General features: G+C 59.0%; 13 protein-coding genes. 10 read left to right on the top strand and 3 right to left on the bottom strand.

What is annotated here, in order from left to right; translation table 11 throughout:
- Positions 1-249: 249 nt before the first annotated feature.
- From AB4O45_RS24345 to AB4O45_RS24360, 4 genes are all read left to right on the top strand, one after another.
- Positions 250-1143, top strand: coding sequence for an AraC family transcriptional regulator (locus AB4O45_RS24345; protein ID WP_460160672.1), 894 nt, complete (start codon positions 250-252; stop codon positions 1141-1143).
- A 375-nt stretch (positions 1144-1518) separates the two neighbouring features.
- Entirely contained in the window at positions 1519-1818 is a 300-nt protein-coding gene (locus tag AB4O45_RS24350) for a metal-sensing transcriptional repressor (RefSeq protein WP_016774379.1), read from the top strand.
- A 7-nt stretch (positions 1819-1825) separates the two neighbouring features.
- Positions 1826-2962 (top strand): nickel/cobalt efflux protein RcnA, encoded by a 1137-nt coding sequence (locus AB4O45_RS24355; protein WP_122601587.1) that lies wholly within the window; start codon positions 1826-1828, stop codon positions 2960-2962.
- Between the two features lie 97 nt (positions 2963-3059).
- On the top strand, positions 3060-3803 hold the full coding sequence (locus AB4O45_RS24360; RefSeq protein WP_460160673.1) for a TraX family protein: 744 nt from the start codon (positions 3060-3062) through the stop codon (positions 3801-3803).
- Between the two features lie 40 nt (positions 3804-3843).
- On the opposite strand, the gene AB4O45_RS24365 is transcribed toward AB4O45_RS24360, so the two are convergent.
- On the bottom strand, positions 3844-5154 hold the full coding sequence (locus AB4O45_RS24365; protein WP_460160674.1) for an MFS transporter: 1311 nt from the start codon (positions 5152-5154) through the stop codon (positions 3844-3846).
- Between the two features lie 275 nt (positions 5155-5429).
- Here AB4O45_RS24365 and AB4O45_RS24370 point away from each other — a divergent pair, with 275 nt between their 5' ends.
- Positions 5430-5561 carry a YHYH domain-containing protein gene (locus AB4O45_RS24370; RefSeq protein WP_116657708.1) on the top strand — a complete coding sequence of 44 codons (132 nt, stop codon included), beginning with the start codon at positions 5430-5432 and terminating at the stop codon, positions 5559-5561.
- Positions 5562-5689: 128 nt separating this feature from the next.
- Here the strand turns inward: AB4O45_RS24370 and AB4O45_RS24375 are convergent, their stop codons facing one another.
- Positions 5690-6052, bottom strand: coding sequence for a DUF6124 family protein (locus AB4O45_RS24375; RefSeq protein ID WP_095179679.1), 363 nt, complete (start codon positions 6050-6052; stop codon positions 5690-5692).
- A gap of 545 nt (positions 6053-6597) precedes the next feature.
- On the opposite strand from AB4O45_RS24375, the gene AB4O45_RS24380 reads away from it, so the two are divergent.
- The 5 genes from AB4O45_RS24380 (at position 6598) to AB4O45_RS24400 (ending at position 14386) form a co-directional block, all read left to right on the top strand.
- A complete protein-coding gene (locus AB4O45_RS24380; protein WP_310219559.1) occupies positions 6598-7920 on the top strand; it encodes an APC family permease in 1323 nt (440 codons plus the stop codon).
- A 134-nt stretch (positions 7921-8054) separates the two neighbouring features.
- Positions 8055-8681: a TetR/AcrR family transcriptional regulator gene (locus AB4O45_RS24385; RefSeq protein ID WP_016774383.1), complete on the top strand. Its 627-nt coding sequence runs from the start codon at positions 8055-8057 to the stop codon at positions 8679-8681.
- A gap of 167 nt (positions 8682-8848) precedes the next feature.
- The gene (locus AB4O45_RS24390) at positions 8849-10120 is read left to right on the top strand and encodes an OmpP1/FadL family transporter (RefSeq protein ID WP_460160675.1); all 1272 of its coding nucleotides are present in this window, start codon (positions 8849-8851) and stop codon (positions 10118-10120) included.
- Positions 10121-10220: 100 nt separating this feature from the next.
- Positions 10221-11330: an efflux RND transporter periplasmic adaptor subunit gene (locus tag AB4O45_RS24395; protein ID WP_460160676.1), complete on the top strand. Its 1110-nt coding sequence runs from the start codon at positions 10221-10223 to the stop codon at positions 11328-11330.
- Positions 11327-14386, top strand: coding sequence for an efflux RND transporter permease subunit (locus AB4O45_RS24400; protein WP_460160677.1), 3060 nt, complete (start codon positions 11327-11329; stop codon positions 14384-14386). Before AB4O45_RS24395 ends, AB4O45_RS24400 begins: the two co-directional genes overlap by 4 nt.
- Here AB4O45_RS24400 and AB4O45_RS24405 read toward each other — a convergent pair.
- Positions 14364-15299 (bottom strand): NADP-dependent oxidoreductase, encoded by a 936-nt coding sequence (locus AB4O45_RS24405; RefSeq protein WP_076563265.1) that lies wholly within the window; start codon positions 15297-15299, stop codon positions 14364-14366. The genes AB4O45_RS24400 and AB4O45_RS24405 overlap by 23 nt on opposite strands.
- Positions 15300-15357: the final 58 nt, after the last annotated feature.

The following is a 15357-nucleotide window of genomic DNA, read 5'->3' on the forward strand; positions in this document are numbered from 1 at the left end:
TGAGCCCCGTCGAGTTGGATGGGCCGTGGTTGTTATCTGTAAGCCGCTAGTTGCGTTTTCCCGCGCCGTTGCTCTATATGGGGCTTTGGCAAAGAATCGGCGCGGGTTTGGCCGGCAGTACCTCTGGGCTTCATCTGAAGTGTGACTTATGAGCGGAGGAGGGCTGTTGCAGGATCGTCCTGATTTCTTGCTTGATCATCCGACAGGCCAGATGTTTAACCGCCGCATCCCCACGTTATGGAGTTGTGTTTGAATTCCCTTTCAAAGCTTGTCGATATCGTTGGTCGTCACGTCCTGGATGACGGCATTCACAGCACCGCGATCCCAGGTGTCAGCCTTATTCGCTCGGCTTCGCCCACGATGCCTATGCCGGTGGTGTACGAGCCGACACTCTGCCTTGTCGCTCAGGGACGTAAACAAGCGATGCTGGGTACTACCGTCTATGTTTACGATCCGGCCAAGTACCTGATTGCATCGGTAGACCTTCCGGTGATGGGCTCGGTCATCGAGGCGAGTGAGGCTGTTCCTTATCTGTGCCTGGCGCTGGATCTCGATACCACTGTGTTGAGCGACCTTGCGCTGCGCCATCCGCTAAGAGAAGAGAGCGTCAGTGCACCGCCGGCAGGCATTACGCTCAACGATACGACTCCAGAACTGCTGGATGCTGCGGTTCGGCTGGCCGGGTTGCTCGACAGGCCACGGGATATCGAAGCGCTCGCTCCGCTGGTGATTCGCGAAATGCTTTATCGCCTTCTAACCGAGAAAGGCAACAGCATCATCAGGCAGATGACGCAAGCAGACAGCCGCTTGAACCAGATCGCCAAGGCCATTGCCTGGCTGCGCAGCCACTACAACGAAGCGTGTCGGATAGATGAGCTCGTCGAAATCGCCGGCATGAGCCGTTCTTCTTTTCATACGCATTTCAAGGCGATCACCTCGATGAGCCCGCTGGAGTTTCGCAACCAGTTGCGGCTACAGGAAGCACGCCGGCTGATGGTCACCGAAGCGGTCGATGCCGCAGAGGCGGGATATGCAGTCGGTTATGAAAGTCCCTCGCAGTTCAGCCGAGACTACGCCCGTCTGTTCGGCATGCCACCAGCGAAAGACGCCTGGCGGCTGCGCACGGACATTTGTGGAATTTGAATCCAGCACTTTTCTTCGCGCAGAAAAAAACGAGGCCGCATTTGCGGCCTCGTTTTCAATGTGTTCCGGACTACTGTTTGACGCTCAGGTAATCGCCGGTCGTGGCTGGATGACGACTCTTCGCCGTGAGCATGATGGACGTCCTGAGCGATCTCCCAGGCTGGCTGCCCCGAGGTGACTGGCAACGAATAGGTATGCCCGGCCCAGGCCATGAACATGGCGAGAGCAAGCGCGATTACTGCCGTCGTTGTCAGTGTTTTGCTGTACATGGCGTTAAAGGTTTCAACTCGTCGACAGGGCGCTCAAGCGATTTGCCTAATCCCCCCTGGGGGGATACGATGCCAGCGTAATTCATCGAGCCCTGAGACTCAACTCATGAGTGAACACGAACACGACCACAGCCATCCCCACACCCACCAAAGCCATGAGGCGATCATCAAACGCCTCAAACGGGCGGACGGGCATTTGCGCGGCATCATCACCATGATCGAAGAAGGGCGTCAGTGCGTGGATATCGCCCAGCAGCTTCATGCGGTCGAGAAAGCGATCTGCCAGGCCAAACGCACGCTCATCCAGGATCACATCGACCACTGCCTCGAAGATACCGTTTCGGCGCTAGGCAATGGCGAGCGCGCACCGCTGGAAGCCTTCAAACAAATCACCAAGTACCTTTAGGTCTGACATGCCCGATTTCGCTGAACTGTTGCAGCAAGGCGGGGCTCACGCCTGGCTGTATTTCCCGAGCGCGATTCTGCTCGGCGCCTTGCATGGCCTGGAGCCAGGCCATTCGAAAACCATGATGGCGGCCTTTATCGTGGCCATCCGTGGCTCGGTCAAACAGGCTGTTTTGTTGGGGTTGGCCGCAACGCTTTCGCACACCGCCGTGGTGTGGCTGGTCGCCATCGGCGGCATGTACCTGGGCAAAGGCCTGGATGCTGAAACCACTGAGCCGTATTTCCAGCTTGCTTCCTCTGCACTGATCATCGCGATTGCCCTGTGGATGCTGTGGCGTACCTGGCGCGGTGAGCAGATGTTCAAGTTTGAGCAAAGCGATGATCACCATCACGGCGAACACGACCATGGTCATCATGATGAAACGCACCGAATAGATACCGGCCATGGCCGTGTTGAACTGTCGATCTTCGAGGAAGGCATGCCACCGCACTGGCGCCTGAAGACCTTGAGCGGACACGCCTGGGCAGCCTCGGATGTTCGCCTGACCACGACGCGTCCGGACGGCAGCAGCCAATCGTTCGCGTTCGTCGAGCGCGAAGGCTTTCTGCAGTCGACGGTGGATATTCCGGAACCGCACGAGTTCAGCGCTCGCTTGAGCCTTGGACACGCGGGGCATTCGCATGATTACGACCTGACGTTCCAGGAGCATGATCACGGGCATGCGCATTCCGAACTCGAAGGCCTGGAGCTGTCGATTGATGGCTATCAGGATGCGCACGAACGTGCTCATGCCAACGACATCCGTAAGCGCTTCACCAACCGCGAAGTGACCACGGGTCAGATCGTCATGTTCGGGCTGACTGGCGGCCTGATTCCCTGTCCGGCTGCCATCACTGTCCTGTTGCTGTGCCTCCAAGTCAAAGAAGTCGCGCTCGGCGGCATGCTCGTCCTGTGTTTCAGTATCGGCCTGGCGCTGACTTTGGTCACTGTCGGTGCCGCTGCGGCCATTGGTGCCAGACAGGCTTCCAATCGCTGGCCGTGGCTGGGAACCGTGGCGCGCCGCGCTCCTTACCTGTCCAGCGTGCTGATCATTGGCGTTGGCCTCTATGTCGGCTTTCATGGCTGGATTGGCCTGAGCGCATAAGGCGGAGTCGGAGTGATCGAGCTCACCAGCTACATCGGTCTGTTCTTGGCGGCATTCGGTGCCGCCACGCTGCTACCTGCGGTCACTTGAGGTGGGTATGACGTCTGCTCAGAATCCCCCGTACTCCTCACAAATCAGCCGAAGCAGTAGCTTGGATCTGATCAAGTGGCTGGCGCTGCTGACGATGGTTATCGACCATTTACGCTTGGTCTGGCCCGAGATGAGCAATCTGTTTATTGCGGGAAGACTGTCTTTTCCGTTGTTCTGTGTCGCCATTGCGGCCAACGTCGCGCGCTCGAAACAGGGCGCGCTGTTAACGCGGGCGAACGGCAGATACCTTGCATTGATGGTCTTGTTTGCTGCCATTTCAGAAGTGCCTTATCGCTATGTCAGCACTTCGGGATCATTCAACGTGTTGGTTACCCTGGCGTTAGGGCTGTTGATCGCCTGGGGATGGCAACATCGCACGTTGTTGAGTAGCGCCACGGCGTTGATGGCTGTGGCTATTGCCTACGTGATGGATGACCCACTGATGTATGGCTTCTACGGTGCACTTGTTCCAGCGGCCGTCCTGGTAGCGATAAAGAAACCTGGTGTTCTTTGCTTGCTGCCAGCAGCGTTATGCCTGTTGATCAACACCCGAAGCAGTATCGTGACCAAAGCGTTGGAACTGGATTTGTATTCGTTGCTGGCCTTGAGCACCGCGTTCGCCGCTCCTCTGACAGGACTCTGGTTACTGCGTCAGAACCTGTCCTTCAAAGTCTGGCCGGTAAGGCAATGGGGCTACTGGTTCTATCCGGGGCACCTTGCCGCTCTGCAAGTCCTGCGGTTACTGATATGAATGCTGGTCACCAGCGGCGTCAGGTTTCAGGGAATGGCGCTCAGGTGTTGGGCCATCGGCGATGCTGATCATCGATCACGTAAGGATGTTCGTGATCTGTCCCTTGCTCGCCGTCGATGTGTGCGTCATCGTCCGACAGGTTCACGTGGGTGTGTCTGATCGAGTCTTGGTCATGAGCTGGACGCCAGATGACGATACTGACAACGAGAGCACAACCTGCCACCACAGCCAGCCCAACAAACGATGCCGTAAGACTGATGTTTGCGCCCAGCCATCCAGCCAACGGGTAGGTAATCAGCCAGCAGGCATGGGAGAGAGCAAATTGGGCGGCGAACAATGCCGGCCGATCTTCGGCATGTGCCGAGCGTCGCAATAGTCGACCGCTTGGAGTTTGAGCCAGCGAATAGCCCACCCCCAGCACCAGCCATAGCGGCAGAAGGAAGCGATAAGTGGTCAGGCTGATGCCAACCAGTAAGCCTGCGACCAGTATTCCACCGCCAGCCAGCATGGCCGTTCGATCTTTGATGTTCTTGAGCAGCCGAGGCAGGACCAGTGCTGACACCATCGAGCCTCCTCCAAACGCAGCCAGCGCCAATGCCGTCGAGCTTTGAGGCAGAGCGAAGCGCGATTGCACCAGCACCACCGTATTGACGATAACCATGGCACTGGCGGCGGCCACTGTCAGATTCAGAGCGAGCAGCCCACGCAAGCGCGGTGTGGCCAGAAATATACGCATACCTCGAGTGGTTCGTTCGTAAATGCTGCGTCGTGGTATCTGCTTCGCCTTTGGCAACAATACTGTGCCGACCAAAGCTGCCGACGCGAGGAAGCCGATGACCGTGCCGGCGAACAGATTGTGGAAGCTGATCACTGTGAGCAACGCGGCGGCGAGCATCGGGCTGGCAACACTTTCAAGATCGTAAGCCAGGCGCGATAGCGACAAGGCGCGGGTGTAATCGTCTTCATCCGGCAGGATGTCTGGAATGGTCGCTTGAAACGTGGGAGTGAACGCTGCCGAAGCTGATTGAAGGACGAAGATCAGTACGTAGATTTGCCAGATTTCCGTCACGAACGGCAGAGCCAACGCGACGAAGGCTCGCACCAGATCCAGCGACACCAACATTGCACGCCGGGGAAGTCGCTCTGCAAAAGCCGCTGCGATCGGCGCAACGCCAATATAGGCGGTCATTTTGATCGCTAACGCCGTACCGAGTACGGCTCCCGCTTGGGCACCGGCCAAGTCGAAAGCAAGCAGGCCTAATGCGACCGTGGCAAGACCGGTCCCGACGAGTGCGATTACTTGCGCAAGGAAGAGGTGACGATAGGTGCGGTTGGCCAGGATTTTCAACATGAGCAATCTCGAATGTAACGCGTGCGCCCATCTGATTATTGAGATTTCTCGAAGAAAGAGGCTTCAGGAAATCTCGGTTTCAGATGAATTTATATCCCCCCTAGGGGGATGCGAGCTCATCCTAAACCAGAGATATGCGTAGCTCAAGAAATAAGCACTTGACCTTTGATCGAATGTCCGGAGAAGTCGCTTGCTCAATGAAGGCACCTGGCCATACGCTGCTCCGCGTGAGACATCTCACAAAGAATAACAACACGAGCATGGAGCAAGCCCTGATGAAACTGTCCGCCATTCTGATTGCCGCAATATTATCGATTACATCCGTTGCTGCCTTTGCGCACAGCGGTGGCACTGATTCAAAGGGTTGCCATCGCAACCATAAAACCAACGACTACCACTGCCACTAAACGGCAAAAGCCCAGCGCAAGGCTGGGCTTTTGAGACGAGCGCGATAGGGTGCGAGACATGAGCCCACGCCAACGCTCACCGCTGGTCTTTGAAACTTCGTACCTCACCAGCGACAGGGAGTTTGCGCTTACTCCACCGGCACGACGTTATCCAACGCCTGATTAACCGCCAGCTCGCCGAGCATGACGACCTGCGCGATACCTTGCAGCGTCTTGCGCGCAGATCCTTCAACCATCCCAATCACGTCACTCAACATCACCGAGGCCGAGCCTAGCGATTCGCTGGCGTTGACCAGCAATTCTTCAGTCGCGGTTTTCGGGTTGGCGAGGAACATGCTGCTGGTCTGGTAGGGCGTGGTTTTGATGGTGTCGCTGGGTTTGAGGTAGTGGTCGAGGGCGCGGTCGGCAGCTTCGTGGAGTTTTTTTGAGTCGAGGGATTCGTAGGGGGAGGTTGCGTCCGACTGTGGCGGGTTTGGCGTGACTTTGAACATGGTGAAGCTCCATATGTGACCAAGGGAGCCATCACTCTCGCTACCAAACGAAGGGTGGTGGCCATACGAAGGTTGGTAGACCGGCCCACATGGAAAAACCGGCGCGCTCGAAAACGCCCTGCGCATGGCCACCATAAAACCGATGCGAAAGCATCTGCATAGAATGACGTTATGCGCCATGTGGAAAGCGGGCTACCAAACCCGATCACTGTTTTCAGTGACCGGCCAACGATAGAACCACGGCCCGAGGCGCACAAGCCGGCGGATTCTGGCGTAGTCGTAGGCAATGGCGCAAGGCGTTGTAGCTTGCTGGAACAGTCTGGATGTCGGTTTTAAACGGGGTGTTTAGGGAATTGGTTTTGGCTGAGGTTTCGTGTTGATCGGGCTGGGGTCTTCGCGAGCAGGCTCGCTCCCACAGGTGTCGAGTGGGCAACGTTTACAGCGTCGTGCCAGTCGGGCGGTCACACATTTTGAACTTTGCTTTCGGCGCCATTTCCATTGTTTGAGGTGACAACCCTCCAGCTCCTACCCACCTGAATCAAGGAATGACCGTGACGGCTCCCACTGATAAAACTTCTCTGCGCCGGGCTATCACTTTCCCGATGCTGTTTCTGTTTATTCTCGGCGATGTTCTGGGGGCGGGCGTTTACGCACTCGCCGGAACGATCGCGGGGGAGGTGGGCGGCGCGATTTGGGTGCCGCTGCTGATCGCATTGTTCTTCGCCATGTTGACGGCGGGTTCCTACGCGGAGCTGGTGACCAAATATCCCCACGCCGGCGCGGCTTCGGTATTCGCGGAAAAAGCCTTCAAGTCACCGCTCATTTCCTTCCTGGTCGGTTTTTGCATGCTGGCGGCTGCGGTCACCAGTGCAGCGGGTTTGTCGCTGGCGTTTGCCGGTGATTACTTGAACGCCTTCGTCGACGTATCGCCGCAGATTGCAGCGCTGGTGTTTCTTCTGGCTATCGGCCTGCTCAATGCGCGGGGGATCAAGGAGTCGCTTGGGGCAAACCTGGTGATGACCGTGATTGAACTGTCCGGGCTGATTTTGGTGATCGTCGCCGCTGTCTGGTATTTCCGCACAGGCGATGCGGATCTGGGGCGGACGCTCACGTTCAAGCCGGGCGTCAGTCCCATGCTGGCGGTGTTGGGGGCGGCGTTGTTGGCTTTCTATTCCTTCGTAGGCTTCGAAACCTCGGCCAATCTCGCCGAGGAAATCAAGGACGTGCGCAAGGTCTACCCGCGCGCCTTGTTCGCGGCTTTGCTCACCGCTGGCGTGGTTTACATGGCGGTGGGCGTGGCGGCTTCTTCGGTGTTGCCTACCGAGAAGTTGGTGGCCACGTCGGCGCCTTTGCTCGAAGTTGTCCGCGCATCGACCCTCGCAATCCCGCCGGCACTGTTCTCTTTCATTGCGCTGATTGCTGTGGCCAACGGTGCGCTGTTAACCATGATCATGGCCAGCCGATTGACCTATGGCATGGCGAATCTGGGGCTGTTGCCGGGTGTTTTGGGTGCGGTGCTGCCTGAACGAAAAACTCCATGGGCTGCCATTGTTGCAACTACCGTGGTCGCTATTGCCCTGACACTCACAGGCACGCTGGCAACGTTGGCAGAGACGGTGGTTTTGCTGTTGCTGTTCGTTTTTCTGAGTACCAATGTGGCGGTGCTGGTTCTTCGTCGCGACAGGGTGGAGGAGGATCACTTTCGCGTGCCGACCTTCGTTCCGGTGCTTGCGATTGTTTCGTGTCTGGTGCTGCTCAGTCAGCAGGGGTGGGAGACGTGGTTGCGGGCGGGGGCGCTGATCATTGTCGGGATGTTGCTGCATGGCTTTTCTCGTATCAATTTTTCTGCGATCAGTAAGGCCGGGTAGTGCAGCAGCTTGGGGAATTGGTGTTGTTTGGGCGGGCGTATTCGCGAGCAGGCTCGCTCCCACAGTGGATGGGTGGTGGTTTTCAGAATGAGTCACACGTTGTCAGTCGGCGGGCGGGTGAGTAAGCTGCCGACATGAATCAGTCCTCAGTTTCCCCATCCTTCCCCGGCCCGCGTGGTCCCGTTGATCACGACATTCGTGATCAGATTGTCGCGGCGGCCAACGAGCATTTCAGCCAGTACGGCTACGCCAAGACCACGGTGTCCGATCTGGCCAAGGCCATCGGTTTCTCCAAGGCGTACATCTACAAATTCTTTGATTCCAAGCAGGCGATTGGCGAAGCCATCTGCGCTAACTGTCTGGGGCAAATCGTTGCGGCGGTCGAGCAGGCGATCAACGAGGAAGACCTGACGCCTACCGAGCGTTTCCGCCGTTTGGTGAAAACCGTGATCGCCACGGGTGTGAATCTGTTCTTCAACGATCGCAAACTCTATGACATTGCCGCGTTTGCAGCGGGTGAGAACTGGCCAAGTGCGCAGCGTTACGATGCGCAGATCAAGCGCTTTATCACCGACATTGTCCGCGAAGGGCGCGAGGCCGGTGAGTTCGAGCGCAGGACGCCGCTGGACGAGACGGTCGAATCGATCCACTTGGCGCTGCGGCCCTTCGTCAATCCACTGATGCTGCAACACAACCTCGACTTTATCGAAGTGGCGCCCACGCTGACTTCGAACCTCATCTTGCGCAGCTTGATGCCTTGACCCTCTTCTGATCTGAATACTCGGATCAGTCGCCCCTGATCTCGCCTCGCCTGTACAGGGCGGACGATGAAAAATTGCCCAAGGCGTGACTGTTGACTGATATGGTCACTCGGATAACATGGCCGCCGCAGTTCATCCAATTCCGAGTCACCCATAGAGTCCACACAATGAAAAAAACAATGCTCAAGCGCCCGGTGGGGCTGGCTGTCGTTCTTGCCTCGTCGAATGTTCTTGCGGGTGGTTTTGCGCTCAATGAGCAAAGCGTCAGCGGCATGGGATCGGGCTTTGCCGGTCGCTCTTCCTCGGCGGAAGACGCCAGCACCGTTTTTGGCAACCCGGCGGGCATGGCGCGGCTCAAGCGCGAGCAGGCGAGCGTGGGGCAGGCGACGCTGTTTGCGAAGTCCGATATCAGCCAGACCCGCAGCACGTTCGGCGGCAAGGAAGACGGCGACATGGTGCCGACCACCACGGTACCGATGGGTTATTACGTCAAACCGATCGACGAGCAGTGGGCGTTCGGCGTGGGGTTCTACGTGCCGTTTGGCCTGATCACCGATTACGGCAGTGGTTTCGCTGGCCGCTATTACGCCAACAAAAGCGAAGTCACCACGCTGACGTTCCAGCCGACTATCAGTTATGCCTTCAATGACAAGGTGTCGATCGGCTTCGGCCCGACCATCAACCGCATCAGCGGCGAGCTGTCGGGGATGGTCGCCAATCCGCTGAGCCCCGGGCGCAATGACGGCAAAGTCAAAAGCACGGGCGACGATACCGCGCTGGGCTTCAACGTCGGGGTCATGGTGCAGGCGACCGAGCAGACCCGCCTGGGCCTGACCTATCACTCAAAAGTCAGTTACCACCTCGACGCGAAAAGCAAACTCAGCGATGGCATCTTCAACGTGCTTGGGGTCAGCGGTCGCAGCTATGACGCCTCGCTGGACGTCGACACCCCGGAGTCGGTGGACTTCTCGGTCACCCATCAACTGAACAACGACTGGACGCTGTATGCCGGCAGCACCTGGACGCGCTGGAGTCGCTTCAAAGAGCTGACCATCGAAAATAGTGGATTGCCGCCATTGCTAGCCGGCCAGTTGGGCACGATCAGCGAGGAGCAGAACTGGCACGACACCTGGGCTCACGCCATCGGCGCGGCGTACCGGTTGAACAACCAATGGGTGCTGCGTACCGGGTTCTCGGTTGATCAGTCTCCGGCGAACAACACCAATCGCGGGCCGCGTATTCCAACGGGCGATCGCAAGGTGTTCAGCCTCGGCGCCGGTTGGACGCCTGCGGAAAATGTCACCATCGACGTCGCCTATTCCTATCTCTGGGAAGAGAGCGTGGAGATCAACGACACCTCGGCTGGCAAGGGTTCGTACAGCGCGAAATACAAGAACAGCGCCAGCGGGCTCGGTACTTCTGTCAGCTATCGCTTCTGATTCAGCGCTGAACATCGGGCCGGTGACTCTGTGACTGTTGACGATATCGGTCACAAGATTGAGAATATGATGATCATCCTATTTTCAGTGAAGGAATTCCATGCGCCGGCTCCGACCTTTTCCCCTCGCGGTATGTTTATTGCCCCTGGCCCTGACGGCGTGCGGTGATTCTTCCACCGCGCAGGATCCGCGTACCTTGGCGCCCTTTGTCAGGTCGGCGGCGGTGCAGCCTGCAGAAGACGGCTCCCGATCGTTCACCGGTGTCGTGGCGGCGCGAGTGCAGGGCGACCTGGGTTTTCGCGTCTCGGGCAAGGTGCTTGAGCGTCTGGTAGATACCGGCCAGACGGTCAAGCGCGGCCAGCCGCTGATGCGCCTGGACCCGATCGACCTCGGCCTGCAGGCGCGAGCTCAGGAAGAAGCGGTCAGCGCCGCTCGCGCCCGAGCCAAACAGACTGCCGGTGACGAAGCGCGCAATCGCCGGCTCGTCGCCGCCGGCGCCATTTCGGCATCGGCCTACGATCAGTTCAAAGCCGCAGCCGACACCGCCAGGGCGCAACTCAATGCCGCTGTGGCGCAAGCGGACGTAGCGCGCAACGCCTCGGGTTACGCGGTTTTGCTGGCGGACGCTGATGGCGTGGTGGTGGAAACCCTCGCCGAGCCCGGGCAAGTCGTCAGCCCGGGACAACCGGTGGTGCGGCTGGCGCGGGCCGGTCAGCGGGAGGCCATCGTCCATCTGCCCGAGACCTTGCGCCCCGCGCCGGGCTCGACCGCTCAGGCAAAATTGTATGGCGATAAGTCGGCTACCGTGAGCGCAAAACTGCGTCTGCTTTCCGATTCGGCTGACAGCACAACTCGTACTTTTGAGGCGCGCTATGTGCTCGAAGGCAGTTTGGCCAATGCGCCAATCGGCTCGACGGTCACCGTCGAAATTGCCCAGAGTTCTTCGCCAGATCAAGCGCTGAAGGTGCCCGTCGCCGCGATCTACGACCCGGGCAAAGGCCCCGGCGTGTGGGTCATCGCCGGCACACCGGCCAAAGTGAGCTGGCGCCCGGTCGAGGTCCTGGGCTTGAGCGATGACTCGGCCCGTGTCGCTGGCCAGCTCAACGTCGGTGAGCCGATCGTCGCGCTGGGCGCGCATCTGCTGCGCGATGGCGAAGAAGTGCGCTTGCTTGCCCGCGACGATGGCCAGATTGACGGGAGTCGTCCATGAGCGAGGGCCGGTTCAACCTTTCCGCCATCGCCGTGCGCCAGCGCGCAATCACGGTGTTTCTGATTTTTCTCATCGCCGTTGCCGGCGTCCTGTCGTTCTTCAAATTGGGCCGGGCGGAAGATCCGCCGTTCACGGTCAAGCAGCTGACCGTCATCACCGCGTGGCCAGGAGCGACCGCGCAAGAGATGCAGGATCAGGTCGCCGAACCACTCGAAAAACGCTTGCAGGAATTGAAGTGGTACGACCGCACGGAAACCTACACGCGTCCGGGACTGGCGTTCACCATGGTCTCGTTGCTCGACAGCACACCGCCGTCGCAAGTGCAGGAAGAGTTTTATCAGGCACGCAAGAAGCTCGACGATGAAGCGATTAGGCTGCCGACCGGTGTCATCGGGCCGATGGTCAACGACGAGTTCTCCGACGTGACCTTCGCGCTGTTCGCCTTGAAAGCCAAGGGCGAGCCGCAGCGCTTGCTGGTACGCGATGCAGAGACGTTACGCCAGCGCCTGTTGCACGTGCCGGGGGTGAAAAAGGTCAACATCATCGGCGAGCAGGCCGAGCGGATATTCGTCTCGTTTTCCCATGATCGGTTGGCGACGCTGGGCTTGGCGCCACAGGACATCTTCGCCGCGCTGAACAATCAGAACGTGCTGACCCCCGCCGGATCGGTCGAAACCAAAGGGCCGGAGGTATTTTTGCGCGTCGATGGCGCGTTCGACACGCTGCAGAAAATCCGTGACACGCCTGTGGTGGCGCAGGGACGAACACTCAAACTGTCTGACGTGGCCACGGTCGAACGCGGCTACGAAGACCCGGCGACCTTCCTCGTACGCAACAACGGCGAAGAAGCCTTATTGCTCGGCGTGATCATGCGCGAGGGCTGGAACGGTCTCGATCTGGGCAAGGCGCTGGACGCCGAAACGGCCAGGATCAACGAGGAAATGCCCTTGGGCATGACCCTGTCGAAAGTCACTGATCAGGCGGTGAATATCGACTCGGCGGTCGGCGAGTTCATGGTCAAGTTCTTTGTCGCGCTGCTGGTGGTCATGCTCGTGTGTTTTCTCAGCATGGGCTGGCGTGTCGGCGTGGTGGTCGCAGCGGCGGTGCCCTTGACCTTGGCGATCGTGTTTGTAGTGATGGCGGCGACCGGCAAGAACTTTGACCGGATCACCCTGGGTTCGCTGATTCTGGCGCTCGGCTTGCTGGTCGATGACGCGATCATCGCCATTGAAATGATGGTGGTGAAAATGGAGGAGGGCTACGACCGCATCAAGGCCTCCGCTTATGCCTGGAGCCACACGGCAGCGCCAATGCTGGCCGGTACGCTGGTCACCGCGATTGGCTTTTTGCCCAACGGATTCGCGCAATCAACGGCGGGCGAATACACCAGCAACATGTTCTGGATTGTCGGCGTCGCGCTCATTGCTTCGTGGGTCGTCGCCGTGGCTTTCACGCCGTACCTGGGCGTGAAGCTGTTGCCCGACATCAAGAAAGTCGAAGGCGGGCACGCGGCGATCTACGACACGCCACGCTACAACCGCTTCCGGCGGATTTTGACGTGGGTGATTACCCGGAAATGGCTGGTGGCCGGTGCGGTGGTCGCGCTGTTTGCTGTTGCGATCCCAGGCATGGGGCTGGTGAAGAAGCAGTTCTTTCCAACCTCGGACCGCCCCGAAGTGATGATCGAAGTGCAGATGCCTTACGGCACGTCAATCGAGCAGACCAGCGCGGCGGCGGCCAAAGTCGAAGCCTGGCTGCACAAGCAGGAAGAGGCCAAAATCGTCACCGCCTATATCGGCCAGGGTGCGCCTCGGTTTTTCCTGGCAATGGCGCCAGAGTTACCGGATCCATCGTTCGCCAAAATCGTCGTGCTGACCGACAGCCAGGACGCCCGTGAAACTCTGAAGTTGCGTTTGCGCGAAGCGGTCGCCGAAGGGCTTGCTCCAGAGGCGCGCGTTCGGGCGACGCAGATCGTATTCGGCCCGTATTCGCCATTTCCGGTGGCCTACCGGGTAATGGGGCCTGATCCGGCGAAATTGCGCGACATTGCCGAGCAGGTCAGGGCGGTGATGCAGAACAGCCCGATGATGAGAACCGTCAACACTGACTGGGGGCCGCTGACGCCGACGCTGCATTTCAACCTGGATCAGGATCGCTTGCAGGCAGTGGGGCTGACGTCCAGCGCAGTCGCCCAGCAGTTGCAGTTTCTGCTCAGCGGCGTGCCGATCACGGCGGTGCGCGAAGACATCCGTTCCGTGCAGGTCGTTGGCCGTGCGGCGGGCAATATCCGCCTTGATCCGGCGCAGATCGAAGGCTTCACCCTGGTCGGTGCGGCGGGGCAGCGCATCCCGCTGTCGCAGATCGGCCAGGTCGAAGTGCGCATGGAAGACCCGATCCTGCGCCGCCGCGATCGCACGCCGACCATCACCGTGCGTGGCGACATCGCCGAAGGCTTGCAGCCGCCGGACGTCTCAGGCGCGATCATCCAGCAGTTGCAGCCGATCCTCGAAAACCTGCCTTCCGGCTACCGGATTGAACAGGCGGGCGCCATCGAAGAATCCGGCAAGGCCGGCAAAGCGATTCTGCCGTTGCTGCCGATCATGATCGCCATGACGCTGCTCATCATCATCGTCCAGGTACGCTCGATCTCAGCGATGATCATGGTCTTCCTTACCTCGCCGTTAGGCTTGATCGGTGTGGTGCCGACGCTGCTGATCTTCAACCAGCCGTTCGGCATCAATGCGCTGGTCGGGTTGATTGCGCTGTCGGGGATTCTGATGCGCAACACGCTGATTCTGATCGGGCAGATCCATCACAACGAGCAGGAAGGGCTGGCGCCGTTCCATGCCGTGGTCGAAGCGACAGTGCAACGGGCGCGGCCGGTGTTGTTGACCGCGCTGGCGGCGATTCTCGCGTTCATTCCGCTGACCCACTCGGTGTTCTGGGGCACGCTGGCGTACACGCTGATCGGCGGCACGTTTGTTGGCACCATCATCACGCTGGTGTTTCTGCCGGCGATGTATGCGATCTGGTTCAGGATTCGGCCTGAGCGCTGACATCGAGCACGATTTTTCCCCGGGTGTGTCCGGCCCAGCTTTGTTTAACCGCGTCGACAACTTCTGTCAGCGGTACCACTTGAGCCTCAAGGCTGAGCTTGCCGGATGTGAACAGCGCGGCAATCTCGACCAATTGGCTGCCATCGGAGCGGGTGGCGAAATTTTTGCCACTCACACCGTGCTCGCTTGCCTTCTGTGCAGAGGGTGCGCTTACGGGGGAAACCAGAACGCCCCCGCGCTTGATCACACTCCATGAACGGTTCTGAGTTTCGCCGCCGACCAGATCAATGACCGCATCGAGGTCAGCAACGCTGTCTTCGAATTTAGCCGTGGTGTAGTCAATCACCTCATCGGCGCCAAGTGAACGCAGATAGTCGTGGTTCTTCGCAGAGCTGGTCGCGATCACATAAGCACCGGCAAGGCGGGCGAGCTGGATTGCGAAGCTGCCCACGCCACCTGAGCCGCCGTGAATGAGGACTTTTTGACCTGCCTGAATGCCGGCGTGTTCATGCAGAGCTTGCCAAGCGGTCAGCGCTGCCGCCGGCACGCCGCCGGCTTCTTGCAACGATAGTGTTGTCGGCGTGTGGGCCAGACGATCTGGCGTTGAGAGGGCCTGGGTCGCATATCCGCCGGTAATCCCGATAAACCCGAACACCTTGTCGCCAACGACAAAGTCTCTGACATTCCTGCCCACCGCGGCGACTGTGCCTGAGACTTCCACGCCAGGCGTGTAGGGCAGTGGCAGAGGAATGAATTGCTGCATGGCACCGGAGAGGATTTTCCAATCGATTGGATTGATCCCACTACCGGCAACATTGATTAACACCTGATCGTCATTGGGTTTCAGATCCGCAAGTTCTTTGAGCTCCAGCGCTTCTGCCTGGCCGTACTGCGCGACTTGGATCGCTTTCATGATTCTCTCCGTTGTGATGGTCAAGGCTCGTCGGAAGGAATGGACGTGCCGGCGATTC

The sequence above is a fragment of the Pseudomonas sp. S2_B10 genome (genome assembly GCF_054668425.1).